Source organism: Pseudomonas poae (assembly GCF_001439785.1).
GTDB classification, from domain to species: domain Bacteria; phylum Pseudomonadota; class Gammaproteobacteria; order Pseudomonadales; family Pseudomonadaceae; genus Aquipseudomonas; species Aquipseudomonas poae.
Genome location: NZ_JYLI01000008.1, coordinates 222,370 through 240,773 on the forward strand (window position 1 = coordinate 222,370; position 18,404 = coordinate 240,773).

At 55.3% G+C, this 18,404-nt stretch carries 13 protein-coding genes and 2 pseudogenes; 11 read left to right on the plus strand and 4 right to left on the minus strand.

All coding sequences use genetic code 11. The features are described 5' to 3' along the window. Positions 1-223: 223 nt before the first annotated feature. Positions 224-1,888, plus strand: a complete 1,665-nt coding sequence (locus TU75_RS12130) for a putative bifunctional diguanylate cyclase/phosphodiesterase (protein ID WP_003231590.1) — start codon at positions 224-226, stop codon at positions 1,886-1,888. A 13-nt stretch (positions 1,889-1,901) separates the two neighbouring features. Here the strand turns inward: TU75_RS12130 and TU75_RS12135 are convergent, their stop codons facing one another. Further along, the gene (locus TU75_RS12135; protein WP_060549058.1) at positions 1,902-3,278 is read right to left on the minus strand and encodes a NorM family multidrug efflux MATE transporter; all 1,377 of its coding nucleotides are present in this window, start codon (positions 3,276-3,278) and stop codon (positions 1,902-1,904) included. A gap of 229 nt (positions 3,279-3,507) precedes the next feature. On the opposite strand from TU75_RS12135, the gene TU75_RS12140 reads away from it, so the two are divergent. After that, complete coding sequence (locus TU75_RS12140) at positions 3,508-5,484, plus strand: methyl-accepting chemotaxis protein (protein WP_060549059.1); 1,977 nt, start codon at positions 3,508-3,510, stop codon at positions 5,482-5,484. A 134-nt stretch (positions 5,485-5,618) separates the two neighbouring features. Here TU75_RS12140 and TU75_RS12145 read toward each other — a convergent pair. From TU75_RS12145 to TU75_RS12155, 3 genes and pseudogenes are all read right to left on the minus strand, one after another. Then, positions 5,619-6,356, minus strand: a pseudogene (locus TU75_RS12145) (ATP-binding protein); the annotation flags it as partial. Between the two features lie 454 nt (positions 6,357-6,810). Beyond that, positions 6,811-7,638 (minus strand): hypothetical protein, encoded by an 828-nt coding sequence (locus TU75_RS12150; protein WP_060549060.1) that lies wholly within the window; start codon positions 7,636-7,638, stop codon positions 6,811-6,813. Positions 7,639-7,880: 242 nt separating this feature from the next. Next, positions 7,881-8,099 (minus strand): hypothetical protein, encoded by a 219-nt coding sequence (locus TU75_RS12155; protein WP_060549075.1) that lies wholly within the window; start codon positions 8,097-8,099, stop codon positions 7,881-7,883. A gap of 886 nt (positions 8,100-8,985) precedes the next feature. Here TU75_RS12155 and tcmP point away from each other — a divergent pair. The 9 genes and pseudogenes from tcmP to TU75_RS12190 all read left to right on the plus strand — a co-directional run bounded on the left by tcmP (position 8,986) and on the right by TU75_RS12190 (position 18,303). Beyond that, the gene (gene tcmP / locus TU75_RS12160) at positions 8,986-10,143 is read left to right on the plus strand and encodes a three-Cys-motif partner protein TcmP (protein WP_060549061.1); all 1,158 of its coding nucleotides are present in this window, start codon (positions 8,986-8,988) and stop codon (positions 10,141-10,143) included. A gap of 243 nt (positions 10,144-10,386) precedes the next feature. Further along, complete coding sequence (locus TU75_RS12165) at positions 10,387-11,130, plus strand: phage Gp37/Gp68 family protein (RefSeq protein WP_060549062.1); 744 nt, start codon at positions 10,387-10,389, stop codon at positions 11,128-11,130. Positions 11,131-11,146: 16 nt separating this feature from the next. Further along, positions 11,147-12,436 carry a three-Cys-motif partner protein TcmP gene (locus TU75_RS12170; protein WP_060549063.1) on the plus strand — a complete coding sequence of 430 codons (1,290 nt, stop codon included), beginning with the start codon at positions 11,147-11,149 and terminating at the stop codon, positions 12,434-12,436. A gap of 169 nt (positions 12,437-12,605) precedes the next feature. Further along, positions 12,606-13,298, plus strand: coding sequence for a TnsA endonuclease N-terminal domain-containing protein (locus TU75_RS12175; protein ID WP_231981887.1), 693 nt, complete (start codon positions 12,606-12,608; stop codon positions 13,296-13,298). After that, the gene (locus tag TU75_RS12180) at positions 13,295-15,208 is read left to right on the plus strand and encodes a Mu transposase C-terminal domain-containing protein (RefSeq protein ID WP_060549064.1); all 1,914 of its coding nucleotides are present in this window, start codon (positions 13,295-13,297) and stop codon (positions 15,206-15,208) included. Before TU75_RS12175 ends, TU75_RS12180 begins: the two co-directional genes overlap by 4 nt. After that, positions 15,205-16,092, plus strand: a complete 888-nt coding sequence (locus TU75_RS12185; RefSeq protein WP_060549065.1) for a TniB family NTP-binding protein — start codon at positions 15,205-15,207, stop codon at positions 16,090-16,092. Before TU75_RS12180 ends, TU75_RS12185 begins: the two co-directional genes overlap by 4 nt. Beyond that, positions 16,089-16,496: pseudogene (locus tag TU75_RS28535) on the plus strand (TniQ family protein); the annotation flags it as partial. The gene TU75_RS12185 and the pseudogene TU75_RS28535, both read left to right, overlap by 4 nt. A 189-nt stretch (positions 16,497-16,685) precedes the next feature. Then, the gene (locus TU75_RS28035) at positions 16,686-17,159 is read left to right on the plus strand and encodes a hypothetical protein (protein WP_231981889.1); all 474 of its coding nucleotides are present in this window, start codon (positions 16,686-16,688) and stop codon (positions 17,157-17,159) included. A 604-nt stretch (positions 17,160-17,763) separates the two neighbouring features. Next, positions 17,764-18,303 (plus strand): hypothetical protein, encoded by a 540-nt coding sequence (locus TU75_RS12190; protein WP_060549066.1) that lies wholly within the window; start codon positions 17,764-17,766, stop codon positions 18,301-18,303. Positions 18,304-18,404 lie beyond the last annotated feature (101 nt).

Below are 18,404 nucleotides of genomic sequence, written 5' to 3' on the forward strand. Positions count from 1 at the left end.
GGGCATTTTAACAGGCTGGCAAGATTCTGCTGCCCTGGATCGACGGTGTGACGTACCACTCGATCTAAATTTGCCGGTTTTGTTACTTTGCCGCAGGATGTGACGCGTTTTCAGGACTTTTTCTGACAACTCGCGTATTTGATAACTCCTATCATTGGTGATTATCAGGCCGCACGTCATAATGCCGCCGCCAACGAAATTTTGCAGAGTCTAGGGAGCTAGCTTGGCTACGCCTGTCGAACCCTTGCGTTTGCTGCTGCTGTCCGATGCGCCTGAGTGGGCAGCCTTGTTGCGCGAGTGCCTGGCGCCAATGGGCGACGCAGCTGTGTTGATCAGCGCGCCCAACTGGGACTCGGTGAGCCGTCTGTTCAATGACGACCACAGCGCCGTGTTGTTGACCACCCCCGGCTTGCAGCCCGGCCCTGGCCGCTGCAGCCTGCCTTGCATATTGCTGCTGGAAGAGGAGCCGCTGGTTGCACCGCTGGGGGTCAGTGACTGGCTGGTGCGTGACGCACTGGACGCTGGCACGTTGCGCCGCTGCCTGCGTCATGTGCGTGAACGTGGCGTGCTCGAACACACGCTGCAGCGTCTGGCCGAGCAGGACCCGCTCACGGGGATCGCCAACCGCCAAGGCTTCCAGACCCTGCTGGCGGCGCGTCTGGCCGACAATGAAGGGCGCGGCCTGGCACTCGGTCACCTGGACCTCGACAACTTCCGCCACGCCAACGATGCCCTCGGCCACCAGGCCGGCGACCGGCTGATCCTGCAAGTGGTCGCGCGGCTCAAGAGCCAGCTCGAAGCCGGTGACCAGTTGGCGCGCCTGGGTAGCGACGAATTCGCCCTGTTGATCGACACCCGCCGCGCACCCCAGCGCGCCGAATGGATGGCCGAGCGCATCACCCAGGTCATGGCCGAGCCTTACTGGGTGGACGGTGAAAGCCTGCTGATCGGCTGCAGCCTGGGCGTGGCTCATGCCCGCGCTCGCGCTGGCGCCGACCCGCTGATGTGGCACGCGCACATCGCCATGCAGCAAGCCAAAAGCACCCAGGGCTGCACCTTTCATATCTTCAACGAGCGCATCAACCGCAATGCGCGCAGCCTTGCCGATCTTGAAAGCGAACTGCGCCGCGCGCTGCGCCGTGATGAGCTGGAACTGCATTACCAGCCGCGCCTGGACCTGGGCGACGGCCGTATCGTCGGCCTCGAAGCCCTGGTGCGCTGGCGCCACGGCGAGCGCGGGCTGCTGGCGCCCAGCGAGTTCGTGCCCCTGGCCGAACAGAGCGGCCTGATCGTGCCACTGGGTTACTGGGTGATCTCCCGCGCCCTGCGCGATATGCAGGACCTGCGCGAACGCGGTCTGCCGCCGCTGCACATGGCGGTCAACCTGTCGTTCCGTCAGTTCCAGGACAGCCAGTTGTTGTCCACCCTCAGTCGGCTGATCACTGAGCGCGGCGTGGAAGCGCAATGGCTGGAATTCGAGCTGACCGAAACCGCCGTGATGCGCCGCAGCGACCTGGTCAAGCAGACCATGGACGCCCTGGGCCGCCTCGGCGTGCGGTTTTCCCTGGACGACTTTGGCACCGGCTTTTCGTCGTTCGTGCACCTCAACAGCCTGCCGATTGCCTTGCTGAAGGTCGACAAGAGCTTTGTCGGCGGCATGGAGGAGCGCGAAGAGAATCGCAAGCTGGTCCACGCCATGATCAACCTCGCCCACAACCTCAACCTGGAAGTGGTCGCCGAAGGCGTGGAAACGCCGGAGCAACTGGCATTGCTGCGCTTGTTTGGCTGCGACCAGGCTCAGGGTTACCTGATCAGCAAGCCGTTGCCGTTGCCTGAACTGGTGGAGTACCTGACTTACGGCAAGGGCCGGCAGGCGCAGTTGGGCTGACGTGCACATCTAATCAGCCCAGCAATGCCTCCTGCCGAATCATGCGCTTGATCTTCGCTTCAAACGCCCAGGTCAGGCTGACCGCCGCGCATGCCAACCCCAGCGCCAACCCCCACCACACACCCGTCGGCCCCCAACCCAGCGTGAAGGCCATCAACCACGCCGCCGGCGCGCCGATCAGCCAGTAGCAACCGAGCCCCACCAGAAAGGTGGTCTTGGCGTCCTTGAGCCCACGGATGCAGCCCATGGCGATGGTTTGCACACCGTCGAACAATTCGAACCAGGCCGCGACGGCCAGCAGGCTGACGGCGAGCACGATCACGTCATGAAACGCCGGGTCGTTGTGGTCAAGAAACAGCCCGATCAGCGGGTCGGAATACAGCCACAATACCCCGGCAAACCCCAGCATCACCGCGCCGCCAAAGCCCATTCCAACGCGCCCGGCGGTACGCACCTTCAGCAATTGCCCGGCGCCGTAGTGCTGGCCGATGCGCATGGTCACCGCGTAAGACATGCCCGCCGGCACCATGAACGCCACCGAGACGATCTGCAGGGCAATTTGATGCGCCGCCAATTGCGTGCTGCCCATGGTGCCCATGCACAGCGCCGCGAAGGCGAACAGCCCGACCTCCACCGCATAGGTGCCGCCAATCGGCAGGCCCAGGCGCCAAAGCTCGCGCAGGTACTGAGTATTAAGGTGGAGCAGGCCGGTGCTCAGTGGGTAAGCGGCATAGACGCGATTGCTGCGGATGTACGCCATCAAGGCCAGTGCCATGCCATTGGCGACGATGGCCGTCACCAGGCCGATGCCCATCAGGCCGAGCTTGGGCAGGCCGAACATGCCTTCGATCAGCGCATGGTTGAGCAGGTAGTTGACCACCGTGCCGCCCAGGCTGATCACCATCACGGGCGTTGCCTTGCCGATGGCGCTGGTGAAGCCGCGCAAGGCCATGAAGCTCAGGTAGCCGGGCAGGGCGAACGGCAACAGGGTCAGGAACTGCCCGGCCGAATTCACATTGGTTTCGGTCTGGCCGAACATCAGCAGCACCGGCTTGAGGTTCCACAGCAGCAAGGCCGCCGCCAACGCCATCAACCAGGCGAGCCACAGCCCGGCCTGAGTCAGGCGGGTGGCGCCTTCGATATCTCCTGCGCCATGACGAATGGCGACCAGCGTGCCCACCGCCGCAATTACGCCGATGCAGAAAATCGCCACGAACGAATAAGTCGCCGCGCCCAGGCCGCCACCGGCCAGGGCCTCCGGGCTCAGGCGGGCCATCATCAAGGTGTCGGTCAGCACCATCAGCATGTGCGCCAACTGTGAGGCGATCAACGGTCCTGACAGCCGCAGGATGGCCCAGAGTTCGGTACGTGCCGCAGGCTGCATGATCATCACACTCGAAAGTCGGAAGGGTGGCAGGGGAGTGATTCTCGGTGCTTTGCGCGCAATTGTAAAAAGAGATGAATGCAATCGTTTGCGTAATACCCCCTTGATTCTCTCAAGTATTGGCAAACCCTGCCGAAGTAGCTGTGTCGGACCTTCACCCCGACGTTTCCCACTAGATAATTTGCCGAGCATCGCTATGAGATCAGGATGATCCTGGCCTCGGTCAGGAGCTGTCATGTCTCAACCTCGCGCCCGGATTGCCTCACAGTTAGGCCTCGCATTGGCCGTGATTCTGGCTGTCGCCATTGGCGGCAGTACCGTTTTCGCTTTGCGTTCCCTGGATTCCGCCAACCTTGCCACCCGTGAGGAGCACCTGGCCAGCGAGGCGCGACTGCTCGCCGACCAACTCAATACCTTCCACAGCACCCTGCGCGAGAGCACGCAGCGTCTTACCGGCTTGTTTGAAAAACGCTTCAGCTCAGGGTTGAGCGTGCGCGCCGATCAGATGATCGCGGTGGCCGGGGTGCAGACCCCGAGCCTGTTGCTGGGCAGCGATGTGCTCAACAACAATTTCACGGAAGTGGACGAGTTCAAGCAGATGTCCGGTGGCGTCGCCACGGTATTCGTGCGCAGCGGCGACGACTTCATTCGCGTCAGCACCTCCCTGACCAAGCAGGACGGCAGCCGCGCCATCGGCACCGTGCTGGACCGCCAGGGCCCTGCCTACCAGCGCGTGCTCAATGGCCAGGTCTATATCGGCCGCGCCGTGTTGTTCGACCGCTCCTACATGACCCAGTACAGCCCGGTGCGCGACAGCAGCGGCAAGGTCATCGCTGTGCTGTTCATCGGCTTTGACTACACCGACGCGCAGGCCGCGCAGTTCGAAAACCTCAAGCGCTTCCGCATCGGCCAGACCGGGTCCCTGGCGCTGCTGGATGAACAGAAACACTGGCTGGTGCCGCCCGCTGGCGTGCAGGCGCTGGATCAAGCGGTGCCAGTGATGCTGGACCTGGCGAAAAAGCCTGGCGCAGGCCGCTTCTGGAGCGACAAGAACGAAGATTTCTACAGCGTGTCGGTGCCCTTCGAAGGCGGCCCCTGGGCCGTGGTAGCCAGCATGCCCAAAGCCGAAATTCGTGCCGTGACCTGGGAAGTCGGCATGCGGTTGGCGATCGGCAGCGTGCTGGCGATGCTGCTGGCGGTGGGCGCAATCGTGTGGCTGTTGCGCAGCAAGCTGGCGCCGCTGAGCGACCTGGTGCGCCAGGCCGAAGCCTTGGGCGCGGGCGATTTGAGTGCACGCCTCAACGTCTCCAGTCATGACGAGATCGGCCAACTGGCCCGCAGCTTCAACCAGATGGGGGAAGCACTGTCGACCATGGTGTCGCAGATCCGCAAGGCGGCCGAAGAGGTCAACAGCCGAGCCCAGGCGTTGTCCGGGTTGTCGGGCGGTGCTTACGAAGGCATGGAGCAGCAGTCCGGTGAGATCACCAGCATGGCCGGCGCCGTGGAAGAGTTCAGCGCCACCTCCCTGAACATCGCCGACAACATGGGCAACACCGAGCGCCTGGCTCAGGAAAACGCCCAGCAAACCCGCATCGGCCGTACCTCGATGCAAGAGGCGTCGTCGTCTCTGGAACATATCGCCACCGCCCTGAACAGCACCGCCACGGTGATCAATACCCTCGGCCAGCGCTCCCAGGAAATCGGCGGCATTGTCGGTGTGATTACCGCCATCGCCGAGCAGACCAACCTGCTGGCGCTCAACGCCGCCATCGAAGCCGCCCGCGCCGGTGAGCAAGGCCGTGGCTTCGCCGTGGTCGCCGACGAGGTGCGTAACCTGGCCTCGCGCACCCGCCAGGCTACCGATGAAATTTCCGTGATGATACAGAGTATCCAGCAGGAAACCGGCAATGCCATCAGCACGATGGAGCAGGGCAAAGCCCTGATGCAGGATGGCCTGTCGCGCAACGCCGACGTGGCCTCGGCCCTGGCACGTATCGACGAGCAAAGCCGCTCGGCCGGTCAGCAGTTTGCCGCCATCACCACGGCCACCCAGGAGCAGAGCAGCACCGCGACCTTGCTCAGCAGCAACCTGCAGAGCATTGCGCTGGCCAACAGCGAACAGCGTGAAGTGGTGTCGAATCTTGCGATCACCGCCAAGGAACTTGAAACCCTGGCGGCGGGCTTGCGTCATGAGGTGGACCGGTTCCGCTAAGGTTTCACAGACGCAATTCATCAACTGCGGGAGGGGGCTTGCTCCCGATGGCATTGGATCAGCCAATAAATCGGGGGGCTGATACACGGCAATCGGGAGCAGGTCCCCTCTCACATTCAGACCTGCGCCAAAGCTCAATTAAGTGCCGCCGGGCGGTATTGCAGCGCCTCTTGCAGGTGGTGACGCGCGATCGCGTCTTGTTGTTCCAGGTCTGCCAACGTGCGCGCCACCTTTAGCAGCCGATGCGCCGCACGCAGCGACAGTGTCAAGCGCTCGCATGCGGTCTCCAGCCAGCTCTCGTCGACCTTTGCCAGTGTGCAATGCTCGCGCAAACCCGGCAGGTCAAGAAAGGCATTGGCACATCCCTGGCGTTGCTGTTGGCGCTCGCGCGCCTGGGCAACGCGCGCCGAGGCGCTGGTCGTTGTTTCACCATCGTTTTGAATGGGATTGAGCGCTGTGGTCTCTCGTGCCACGGTCAGGTGCAGATCGATCCGGTCCAGCAGAGGCCCGGAGAGTTTGTTGCGATAGCGCTGAATCTGTTCCGGCGTACAGCGACAACGACCACTGGGCTCGCCCATATACCCGCAGGGACACGGGTTCATTGCTGCCACCAATTGAAAGCGCGCCGGGAAACTCACGCGGTCGCGGGCGCGGGAAATCACGATATGGCCTGACTCCAGGGGTTCGCGCAGTACCTCAAGCACCTTGCGATCAAACTCGGGCAATTCATCCAGAAACAGCACGCCATGGTGTGCCAGGGTGATTTCCCCCGGTTGCGGTTTTGACCCGCCGCCCACCAGTGCCGGGCCGGATGCGGAGTGATGCGGCTGGCGAAACGGCCGATGGGGCCAGTTGTAGGTTTTGTTAATTAATGCGACTGAAGTGTTCCGAAAGACCCGCCTTCTGGACTTGCATTATGGAATTAAGTGCGACTGGCTTTTGAAATAGATACGACTGCGTCTAGTAACGCTGGTAATAGGTGCGGCAATCCTAAGGAGGATTTTGAGCCGTTACGAACGCGATCTGAAAATGCACCCCATTCCTCAAAACATGTTTGATATCTACGGTCTGACTTTGCCTTGGGGAGACTCCCAGTCAGTCACTTAACGCAGTGCCTCTAGGCGTTTCAGTGATTCTGCGCAGCTCAACGCTGCTGGAGCGCGCGGTGAGCGTGCTCGACGGCACTGAGTGCTCAGTAATGCTCTCGGTCGAACCGTACACCTGTCGTATTGAGCTGAGAGTTGTGTAGTAAGGCGGTTATGAGAATGATGTCCCTGCGGAGCTACAAATTTCAGCTTTTCTGAAATTCAGCTGTTTTCCAACCGTCTACTTTTGCGCCGTTACGACACTTGGATCCGAGTTTGATTTTTGAAGGTCAATAGCCAAATTTTTTAGAAAAACTTTGACCTCATCAGCATGTATTTCTGACTGCATTTCTTCACAGTCGTCTATACGGACGGAATTCGGGGTTAAAATTTTGAGCTGAGCGGTCAAATTTTCTGGGTGGTCTTTGTTGGATTCCATAACGCTGGTCAAACCAGCGGTGAAGAGTTTGAGAGTCTGGTAACCGGTTTGTTCTTCGAGGCCCTTTTCGGATGTACTCAGTGCTCTATACAACGCCAAGGTATAGGCATTGTATTTTTCGTAATTTTTGTCCCGATAAATGTCATCAGGATCGTGCTTGAAGGCGAACCCATGACCTGCGATAGGGCCGTACGCAGTTGAAGTGTCGAAATCACCTTTAACATGTGCGTAGCTATCACCTAACGAGTGAATCAGGAAACCGGTTTGCCAGTCGGGTTTGTTCTGCAGGTAGGAATCTCGAACTAATCGCTCTAGCTCTGTACGGCGCGCTTTGACTGCTGCGTGATCGCCCCCATGAAGAGAGTGAAGAGTGTCCATAATCAGAGTGCGGTACTGCCAATTTACCACTCCCCAGAAGGCAACAGGCACCGCGTTATATTGCAGCATCATTGCGTCGGGTGATTGAGCAAAGCAAGTAAGCCTATTTACCCGTTCCGCATCCGCTAGATTCCCAACGTAAGCGACCGTATAAAAGTGACCATCCACTGCGAAAAACTTATTTTTTTCTGAGTTGGGATTCTTCGAACTCGCCCAAATCGTAAGGAGCTTTTCCGCAATGGGCGTTGGCACCCTCGGCTCCGAAAATGTCGAATCTATAGTTGAGGCGCAGCCGGATAGAAAAAGTGACGATGAAATCCCTGCGCAAATCGCGAACTGGAGTCGCGGTCGATTGATCATCTCGTCCCCTCACTGCGAATGAATTTATTGGCAACCATGTGATGCTTCATGAAACGGCCCCCCCAAAGCAATTGTGCGTAGGGAATGAACGTGGCCCGCACAATTCGTAGTGGCAGCAAGGAGTTAGATAGCACCTATAACTGCCTCAGTCGCATGATTGAGTCTGTGATGGCTTGAGCATTCGTGTCCAGCGTTTCCATAGCCGCGATTGCATTTGAGGCGACATTCCCTTCGCCATTCTCAGAGAGCCACTTTGTCACCTCTTCAATGGCCGCACCAATGGCGTGCTGGTTGTGCAGGAGCAAAGTGAGAGCATCAGCTGCGGCAATGTTGGCTTCAGAGCTATCTGGCATGGGAATCGTCATCAAGTAAGTTGTGTGGCAAGACTAGCTGAATTTTCCAGATACTAGAGCTCGCCGATGATACTGGAAGCTGCGAGCATTCACGCCCGTTGAGCTTGGGCTGAAGTCATAAACCACAACCTTGGGTGCCGAAAGCGGGGTGGCGCAATTAGCCCAGACCTACGATCGGTGGGTATTCTTCTCGTAATTGATCTACAGCTTAAAGAGGGTGACTCAGGGGACGCGTTGGGCAAGTGGCAGCGCGAACCCTCCGTGTCCTGAACTTCAAGAAGCACTTTTTTGCCATGAATGATGAGCCAGGGAAGCTTGCCAGCTGGGCCGATGGATTGGCTGTCAGGGCAGTTCTGAACGAGGGCTGACTGAATGATCGTGGGAAATCTAAGTGATCCACGAGGGGACAGTCCGATTGACATAGTGATTATGGTTTGACTATTGTTCGTCCGCGCCTAGGCGTGAACTTCAGGATGGCTACAGGGATCTTCGGATCGCATCCCGCTTCTGATGAGCGTCAGATGGCCCAGTGCCAGGTAACAGCGTCCTGCCCCGTCGAACGCATGCAATCGGCGGCTGAGAATCCCGCCTAGAGCGGGATTCGCCGTTTTTGGGCTCCTCACTTTTGCAGCTTCGGTCGATTCCGCACTTCCAAAGGGCATTGACATTGGACTTTCTTTGCGCATCCAACGCGACCTTGTTGACGCTGAAACCCTTTTGCTTAATCTGAGTATCCGGTAAGCCCACACCGGTGCGTGCGAAACATACGGAAAATCTAGCAGAGTCCAAGTGGGCCGACCGTGCGGGCGCTCATTCGAGCACTATTCGCACGTATCATTTATAGGGTAGTGTCCCGGCGTAAAGGGAAAACATATGGAGTGAAAACTTGCCAATACCTAAGGAGTACCATGGCCGCGAACAGGCATACGTCAAACACACGATTCTGAAGACTTACCTTCAGTGCTTGTTCATGATCATCGGGCGCAAGGAAACCGTCATCAATTACGTTGACTGCTTCGCGGGTCCTTGGGCAGAGGAGTCGGATGATTTAAAAGACACCTCTATCGGTATTTCGCTTCGGCAGATGAGGGAGTGTGCCGAGACGCTGAAATCCAAGTTTAGCGCCAATGTAAAATTTCGCGCGCTTTACATCGAGAAGGACAAAAAAGCCTTCGGAAAGCTCGAAGCGTTCCTCGCTGGGAACAAGCAAGCTTCTGTAGAAGCCTCCTGCATTCAAGGTGACTACACCAGCAAGATCGATGACATCGTTCAGTGGGCGTCCGGCAATTTCACGTTTTTCTTTATTGATCCCAAGGGTTGGAAAACTGTAATCAGCGCGCCAGTTCTGGCCCCGCTCTTGGCACTGAATAAAGTCGAGTTCCTCATTAACTTGATGTACGACTTCTTCAACCGCGCTATGTCGATGAAGCCGCATCAAGCAGATGTTGAAGAACTTTTAGGAAGGCCGGTTGTTTTAATTGGAAATGAAACCTCATCCGAACGGCAGTCGCTGGTAATTGCTCAGTATCGCGAGGTCATCGGGGACTTATATGGTGGAAAGACGGCATATGTATCAGTTGAGCGCCCAGGCATGGAGCGGGTGCTTTATTTTTTGGTATATCTGACCAGGCATCCTCTGGGCATTATCAAGTTCAAACAAGCTGCCGAAGAAATGGAGATGGTTCAGCGCGTCAGCCACTTTGAGTCGAAGGTTCGAGCACAAATCAGCAAATCGCCCATCGACGATTTGTTCGGCTCGGACCAAGATCTACAGCCTGTTGAAAAATTCAAAGACAATCGATTGGCAGCAAAAGAGTTTCTTCTGACGAGACTGTCAAAAAAACCTCTGCTGATAGATTACGACTGCTGGTCAGAATTTCTCATACAGACTGATTATTATCCGACCGATCTTCAGCTGGCCTTTAAGGAATTGGCAAAAGAAGGCCGAATCCTAAATCTTGACGCAAATATTGCCAGGCGGAGCAAATTTCCGGTTAAGCCCGATTGGCCGCGAAAAAGTGAGCGCTGGATCCTCAATGACTGACCAGTGAGGGAATATATAGCGATATTTAGGAAACACTTGATATGATAATTGAAGGCATGTCAGTCGAAAAAAATCACGCCATTCTTGCGTTTTTTTAAATCGAGCTATGTTTGGGCTACGATTTTCACTGAATATATGAATCGAAAAGATAATATGGGGTGAAGTCAGAAACGCTGAGTGATGTCAATTTGACATATCTTGCGGCATCTTACTAATATCGCGCACGAAAGGAGCGACAGTGCAATGAGTACCCAAACAAGCATTGAGTGGACCGAGATGACTTGGAACCCGGTGGTGGGTTGCACCAAGGTCTCACCGGGCTGCAAACATTGCTACGCCGAGAACATGGCTCACCGCCTGCAGGCGATGGGCACACCTGGCTACGAGAATGGCTTTCGGTTGAGCCTGCGTCCAGAAAAGCTTCAAGAGCCTCTGCTGCGCAAGAAGCCGACGATTTACTTCGTTAACTCCATGTCTGACCTCTTCCACGAGCAGGTACCTGATGCTTATATCGATCAGGTCTTCGATGTGATCCGGCGTGCCTCTCAGCATACGTTTCAAATCCTGACCAAACGAGCTGAGCGCCTGGCTGAGTATTTCAGCACGCGAGAAACGCCGACCAATGCTTGGTTAGGTGTTTCGGTAGAGGACAAGGCCTACGGGGTGCCGCGTATTGATTGTCTGCGTAAGGTTGATGCCACCATCCGCTTTCTGTCAGCGGAGCCTTTATTGGAAGACTTGGGCGAGATTGACCTGACGGATATTCATTGGGTGATTGTCGGGGGTGAATCAGGTGCGAAGGCGCGCCCAATGCAGCAGGAATGGGTCGATAACATCCACCGTCAATGCGATGCCTCCGGTTCTGCTTTCTTCTTCAAGCAGTGGGGTGGCTGGGGCGCTGACGGAGTAAAACGATCCAAGAAAGCCAATGGTCGCCTATTGAACGGTCAGACTTGGGATGAAATTCCCTTGCTAAACCTAGCCTGAGCTAAAAGGATTTCGCGTGGCCAAGGACGAAAAATACAAATGGGATTTGTCGGCTGGTATCTATCCGAACATAGATCCTCATAGCAAAATAAAACATCAGATTATTCATGACTATATCCGTTCGTACATCACGGTGGTCATGAGTAATCAAATGATTCCGCGCATTGGCATTAATATCGTCGATGGCTTTTGCGGTGGAGGCGTCTATAAAGATGATTGGGGGCGTCGTGACCACTACGGCTCACCCATTATCGCGCTAGAGGCGGTTCAAGAAACTGTCGCTGAGATAAATATTCAGAGAAACATGCCGCGGGAAGTATTGGCGCAGTATTTTTTCATAGATATTAAAAAGGCCAATATTGATTACTTGAAGGCCGTGCTTGCCACCAAAGGGCATGGCCATCGCTTGGATAAAGATATTTACGCTCTTCGCGCGAGATTTACGAATGCGCTTCCGAGCGTTATTAAAAAGATAAAGGATTTCAAGTTTTCCGAGCGCTCATTGTTTTTGCTCGATCAATACGCCTACAAAGATGTACCTTTCTCTAGCATACGAACCATTTTCAATAGTTTGACGAATGCTGAGGTTCTGTTGACTTTCAATGTTGATAGCCTGATCGACTACCTCTCCGAGCGGGATGAAAACAAGAAGGCATTACAAAATATCGATTTGGAGAAGTATATTCCTTGGGAAAAGCTGCGATCTTTTAAAGCCACCATGCGTCACGAGTGGCAGCATTTGATTCAGCGGTTTCTTGCAGAGGGGATCTTGAAAGAAAGCGGTGCTGATTTCATGACCGTTTTCTTCATTACTCCTGGTGGGCCGAATCCGCGAGCCTATTGGTTTATCCATTTGGCGAAGAGCTACCGCGCCAACGCGGTGATGAAAGAAATTCATTGGAGATATGGCAACAACTTTTCCCACTCCATGACGCCGTCACTTTTTGTGGGCTATGACACCAATAAAGATATCCAGATTACGGATCAACATGCGTTCGGATTTGGAGAGGAGCATAATTTTTGTGGTGTTACGAGCAAACGCATTGAAGTGGAGCTCTCTGAGGTGCTGCCAAGGAAGATCTACGATCAACCGCAATTGTCCTTCGAACAGATGATGATGGGTATGGCCAACCACACGATGGCGGATGAGGCCATCGTAAAACAGTCCTTGCACGGTCCGATCATGAATGGTGACATTGAGGTCTTTGATAAGAACAGTCGAACGAAGCGACGCAAGGGCAGCAGCATAAAATCAAGTGACATCATTATTCCCTCCCAGCAGCGGACCATGTTTTTCACACGCTGACGCTCCTACGCCGTAGGCCTCCTAGAGTTTCGGGTCAGGCGTGCCTTCTTGGGGCGGCGAAATTTCTCGTTCGCGCAACGCTTCGCCCCCTGAACGGGGCCGAATTGCCGACATTTTTGGCCTACACTCAAAGCATGATTCCTGGAACTCGGTTGACCAGGTGAACATCATGCAGACCCACCGTATTCCCGTCGTCGCCCACCAGCAGACTCGGCCAATTGCGCCGACGAGACGCAGCCTTTCCGGCACCTATCCGCTGCGTAATGGCGATAGCATTCCCTATGAGTCGTTGCTCGAGCGTGATTTCCTTGCGCGAATGACATTTTCCAGCCAAGTGTGTGACGTTATCGCGCAGCCGGTTCAAATCCCTTTTCACGGTGACGGCGCGCGCACCCATACCTACACGCCTGATTTCCTCATCAACTATCACCTGGGTGACTGTCAGTTTGGTAACTACCCGGTGCCTTTACTGGTCGAGGTCAAACCTCGCGACCTCTGGGTTAAAGACTGGCGCAAATGGCTGACGAAATGGAAAGCCGCCTGGCGATATGCACGGGAACAAGGATGGGCGTTCCACATTTACGACGAGTCCCGAATTCGTGACACGGGCTTTGCCAACATCCAGTTTCTCGACCGCTACAAAGCGATGGACTTCTCACGTGAGGAGAGTGAATGGGTTGTTCAAACGGTTCGTGAGGCCGGATCAGTGCCGGTGCACTACTTGTTGGCGATTCATTTTGCCGGCATCTACCGCGGGCGCGGCATCAGTCACATCTGGTACCTGATCGCGACGCGTCAGCTCGACTGCGACATCCGTCAGCCGCTGAACGATTTTCTCGATGTCTGGATCCCCTGGCCATGAATAAGACAAATACTCACGAGGAAAAACCTCAGGCTTTTGTGCCTGATCGCGCACGTGTTTCCCTCGAGCGAAATGCGTTTGTTCGTTATGGCGAGGACGTCTACCGAATCAACCAGGTACTGGACTTCAAGACGGTGGTCGGAATTGATGTATACAGCGGTCGCGCCTCGGCCTTGCCGGTTAACGGCCTCAAACCGGTTGCCCAGGAGCGACTGGACGGCCTCTATGTCAATTACGACACGGAAAGCATCACCGAAGAGCAATGGGCGATTGCGAAGAAGCGATTTGAGGCCATTGAGCCATTGCTTGGAGACGTTGTTCGAACCAAGGCCGAGATCAAGGCTCGCGCGCTGCTGTACCAGGTGGACAGTGCGACGATCTACCGCTGGATGGACCGTTACAAAAGCTGGGGAGAATTGTTGGCCCTAATTCCAAGAAAACGCGGCTGGCAGGCTGGCAACGTCCGTATTCCAGCCGAGGCCGATGCGCTCATCGATGAGGTGATTCACGATTATTATCTCAGCAAGACACGTCCCACGGTCAACAAGGCGGTCAGTGAATTTCGCATTCGTGCCGAAGCACGCGGTGTTCCCATGGTGGCCGAGTCGACTATTCGTCAGCGCATCAGCCGTATCACTGATAAGCAGTTTCTTCGTGGTCGGGGATTTGCAGATAAAGCACGCAACGCATACACCCCTTCCCCTGGCGCGTTTCCCGGCGCCGAGTACCCGCTCGCGGTCGTCCAGATTGACCATACGCCGATCGATGTAATGGTCGTCGACGACGTGCATCGTAAATCCATCGGGCGTCTCTGGCTTACACTGGCCATCGACGTGCATTCAAGAATGATCACGGGCTACTACCTGGCGATCGACGCGCCCTCGGTAATCTCCGTCGCCATGTGCGTGGCGCATTCGATTATTCCCAAGGAAGAGTGGTTGCTTGCGCACGGCATCGAAGGTGATTGGCCTGTCTGGGGCTTTCCTCGCATTTTGCACAGCGACAACGGTGCTGACTTCAGATCTGAAAGCCTGCGCAGGTCCTGCTCTAACTACGGGATTGAGAACCGATTCCGCCCCATCAAACGGCCAAAGTACGGCGGTCATATCGAACGGCTGATGGGCAAGTTTATGCAAGCCGTTCATGGCCTGCCCGGCACCACTTTCAGCAATATCCAGCAGCGCGAAGGCATCGACTCCGACGCCCAGGCGGCGCTGACTGTTTCGGAATTTGAAGTCTGGCTGGTACGTGAAATTCTCAAGTACAACGCCAAGTATCACTCGAAGATCTTCATGAGTCCGCTCCACAAATGGAATGTCGGCATTTTTGGAGGGCGTGATGACACTCCAGCGATTGGCATGCCTCCGCGGCCAGCAGATCCTTTCACCATTCAACGAGACTTCCTGCCTGCTTATGAGCGAACCGTCCAGCACTACGGCGTGGAGCTCGATGTGACGTACTACTCCGAAGCGCTGAGACCTTGGATAAACGCCAAGGACGAGTCGGGTAAGACGCGCAAATTTATTTTTCGGCGTGATCCACGCGATATCAGCCAACTCTGGTTTTACGATCCCCACCTGAAGCAGTACTTCAAGATCCCCGTGGCCAATCAGTCCTTCCCTGCGACCAGTGTGTGGGAGTTTCGCGCAGCCAAGAAGCAGGCCGTCGAGCGAGGACTGGCCAATATCGACGATGACCTCATCAAGCGGCTGATCATGGAGAACCGCGAGCTGGTGGAAAGCGCCAAGACCCACACCAAAAAGACGCGTCGATTGGCCCAGCGACAGAAAATCCATCAAACAAACAAAACGCCCGCTGCTCCAGCCGCCCTAGAGCCAAAAACGATCGTTCCCCACGGTTTGTTGGGATTGCTCGACGATATGGACGAGGTGTTTGAGGAAATCCTATGAGCGATTACCCGCACATTCATCCAGATTTTCGTGCCGTCATGAGTCTGTCTGATGAGGAACGCATCCGGTTTATTCAGGAGCCCAGGTGGATTGGGTACCCCGCCGCGCACGAAATCATTAGTGCTATGAGGGCGCTACTGACGATCCCCTCTCGTCCACGAATGCCTAATCTGTTGCTGGTCGGGGACTCCAACAATGGCAAGACGACCATTATTCGGCGATTTGTGGAGCTGTACGGCCAAGGCTATGTGAACGTCCAGAGTGAGCCTGTCAAACCCGTAATTTTGGTGGAGTCTCCCCCCGCGGCTGATGAGAAAGGGCTCTACATCTCGATTCTTGAGAGTTTTTGGGCGCCTTACCGTGCCAGTGATGCCACAGCAAAATTGCGCTACCAGGTGGTTCATATGTTCCGCTCGTGCCATGTTCGCCTGTTGGTGATCGATGAGTTTCATTCGCTCCTGACCGGCTCGGCGATCAAGCAAAGGGAGGTCATGAACGCCCTCAAGCTGCTGTGTAACACCCTGGCCATACCGATCGTGGGTGTGGGCACATCTGATGCCGTTCGAGTGCTGCACACCGATCCGCAGCACGCCAGTCGTTTTGATGTGGTCTCGCTTCGCCGGTGGGAGCCATCTCCCGAGTTTCAGCGCCTGATCAAATCGTTCGAATCGATTCTCCCACTGCAGCAAACATCTGGTTTGAGTAAGCCTGAGCTGGCTTTGGCCCTTCATTCAATTTCAGGTGGTAACACTGGTGATCTGCACCGATTGCTAATGGAGTGCGCCAAAGATGCCATTATCACGGGTAGTGAACAGATCACCAAAGCAACAATTGAAAAGCACGCATGGCTTCGGCCTACGCGCGGGATTAGGGAGAGAGTTTGAATCCTTGGCCGCTTTATCAACCTATCCAGGACGGCGAATTGTTTTCTTCCTGGTTGGTGCGCAATGCACTTGCTCATGGCTGCTCACCGTTAGCATTCAGCGGGGTGCTTTGGCCGGGGGTACGGATTTGGGCGACAGATGTTGATTGCGGTATGAAACCCTCACTCTTAGAACGTCTGACTAGTGATGATTTCCCAAATGTCGCTGTGACTGCCAGGCGTTTCCTTACGGCCCTAAATTGCGTTTCGAACGCTGAGATAGGGCATGGAAACGTTCGATGGATTCTTTCACTAGGCTCCCGTAATCGGCGACATCGCTGTGGCTTGCAATATTGCCCATCCTGCTTTGAGGAAGGTATTCCGTATTTTCGATATCGCTGGCGGTTTGCATGGCACACAGGTTGTCTCCGACACGGTAATTGCCTGCTCAGTCGATGCATGCAATGCCATACCCCCATTCAACCACAGCTGTTGAAGCCTCCAGCGATCGATTGCTCGGTCTGCCATGCTTGTGGTGAGAATCTCGGTTCCGGATTGCACAACAGGGTTTGTTTGCCTGGTGCCTTGCAACTGCAGTCCGTCGCGGACCATGAAATGAATTTTGGAAGCGCAGCTTTTGCAGCTGGCGAGTGGTTCGAATATGCCTACCTATTATTGGGGGTTTTGCGCTACGCCATGCGAAGCCAGAGTGGTCCAACGCTGCGTATGCTGAGCTCGTTGGGGGTAGAAATCGAACCACACCATCAGATTTGCTCAGGCCTGCCTCTAGAACTGTTAGAGGTAAGTGAGCGAATGCAGCTTTTGGCATTGCTTGCTCCATTGGTTGCTCACCCTCCTGTCGTTGTGGTGCAAGCGATCACTGAGTACAAACTCCCAATTTCGGTGTTTGGAACGCATGTGAGCAAAACCTTCATAGGTACGGTTGCTCGATCTCTAATCTCAGCGACGACTGTTCGCGCACACAAACAATACACTTTCAGCAAATCCCGCCTGCCTGCGGATCGATTTGTTGTTGAGCGTGAATGGCTTCGACTTCAACGAAAAATTTTTGCCTATGGTCATCTCTGAACGTCCGACCGACTGCGATCAATGCGGTAGGGCCATGACAAAAGCCAAGAAGGTCCATGCGGGCAGCCGGTATTGCGGGACATGCTATGCGCGCCTGTTCAAGCGGCGTCTTTGCTCAGGGTGCGGAAACTATTCTCGCCTGCCGATATTCGATGCCAAGGCTGTTTGTAGCCGATGCGTAATTGCACGACCCTGCGTACGCTGTGGAAGACTAGGTCGTCCGGTTGGAAAGCTGACGGACTATGGCCCAGCATGTAATTCCTGCGCCCATTACTTTAATGTCCCGAAGCCCTGCGAGCGGTGTTCTGTTCTATCCACGCGTCTCGCACATACAGCTTTCGACTCTCAAATGATCAAGTGTTGCCCTCGGTGCGCTCGATTGTCTGCGCGAACCTGCCCAATGTGCCGCCACCATCGCTTCCTGGCGCTACAGCTGGATGGCAGGGAGATTTGTCGGCGTTGCGCCGAGTCCAATAATGCGAAATGTTCTAAATGTGATAAGGGAATTCCTGGAGGCCGAGGCTCTGAATGTGAAGATTGTTATTGGTCGAGGACGTTCGATAAACGCCTGACGCTCGACGCCAATGCGCTCCGTACCGATCCCGTGATCAACGAGTTTCTGGCGTTTGGCTCGTGGCTGCAGTTAAAAATCGGCAATCAACGCGCAGCGCTCTCTATTCATCGTCATTTAGATTTTTTCATGTTGATCGATGAAAAGTGGGGGGTGATGCCGCCACCTGAGCACCTTCTGATGCAGATAGGAATATGCGGTACACGGCGAGCTCGAGTTCCCCTGCGATGGCTCGCATCAGTGAGGGGTTATGTAATCAGTGATGCGTCGCTAGAAGAGCATGTTGAACGTGATCGAATCCGACAAATCATGACGGAATTATCGTGCGACGGGGATAGCACGTTGTTAAGCGGTTACCAAGCTGAGTTAGAGACGCGAGTAAGCATGGGCACTCTAAAGCTTCGCTCGTTGCGTGCATGTCTACGTGCCGCTGTAGATCTTCTTCATACGGCGAAGTCCAAGGGAAAGGGCATCGTAGAGCAGCATCAAATCGACAATCTCCTGAAAATTAAGCCAGGGATCGCAGCCAATCTCTGGGGATTCATTTCGTTTTTAAATGCGCGAAGAGGGTAACCGTCCGGCCAGCACCCTCTCCTGACAGCCCTCCAAATTGGCCAAGATAGTGGACACCATTTTTTAGTGGACACTATCTTGGATACAGTTGCCCCAGCCCG

What these genes read in the sequence shown, in the direction of transcription:
- TU75_RS12165 (WP_060549062.1), top strand. Translation starts at nt 10,387, where the DNA reads ATGAGTACCCAAACAAGCATTGAGTGGACCGAGATGACTTGGAACCCG.
- TU75_RS12140 (WP_060549059.1), top strand. Translation starts at nt 3,508, where the DNA reads ATGTCTCAACCTCGCGCCCGGATTGCCTCACAGTTAGGCCTCGCATTG.
- TU75_RS28035 (WP_231981889.1), top strand. Translation starts at nt 16,686, where the DNA reads ATGAATTTTGGAAGCGCAGCTTTTGCAGCTGGCGAGTGGTTCGAATAT.
- TU75_RS12180 (WP_060549064.1), top strand. Translation starts at nt 13,295, where the DNA reads ATGAATAAGACAAATACTCACGAGGAAAAACCTCAGGCTTTTGTGCCT.
- TU75_RS12185 (WP_060549065.1), top strand. Translation starts at nt 15,205, where the DNA reads ATGAGCGATTACCCGCACATTCATCCAGATTTTCGTGCCGTCATGAGT.
- TU75_RS12135 (WP_060549058.1), bottom strand. Translation starts at nt 3,278, where the DNA reads ATGATCATGCAGCCTGCGGCACGTACCGAACTCTGGGCCATCCTGCGG.
- TU75_RS12155 (WP_060549075.1), bottom strand. Translation starts at nt 8,099, where the DNA reads ATGCCAGATAGCTCTGAAGCCAACATTGCCGCAGCTGATGCTCTCACT.
- TU75_RS12175 (WP_231981887.1), top strand. Translation starts at nt 12,606, where the DNA reads ATGCAGACCCACCGTATTCCCGTCGTCGCCCACCAGCAGACTCGGCCA.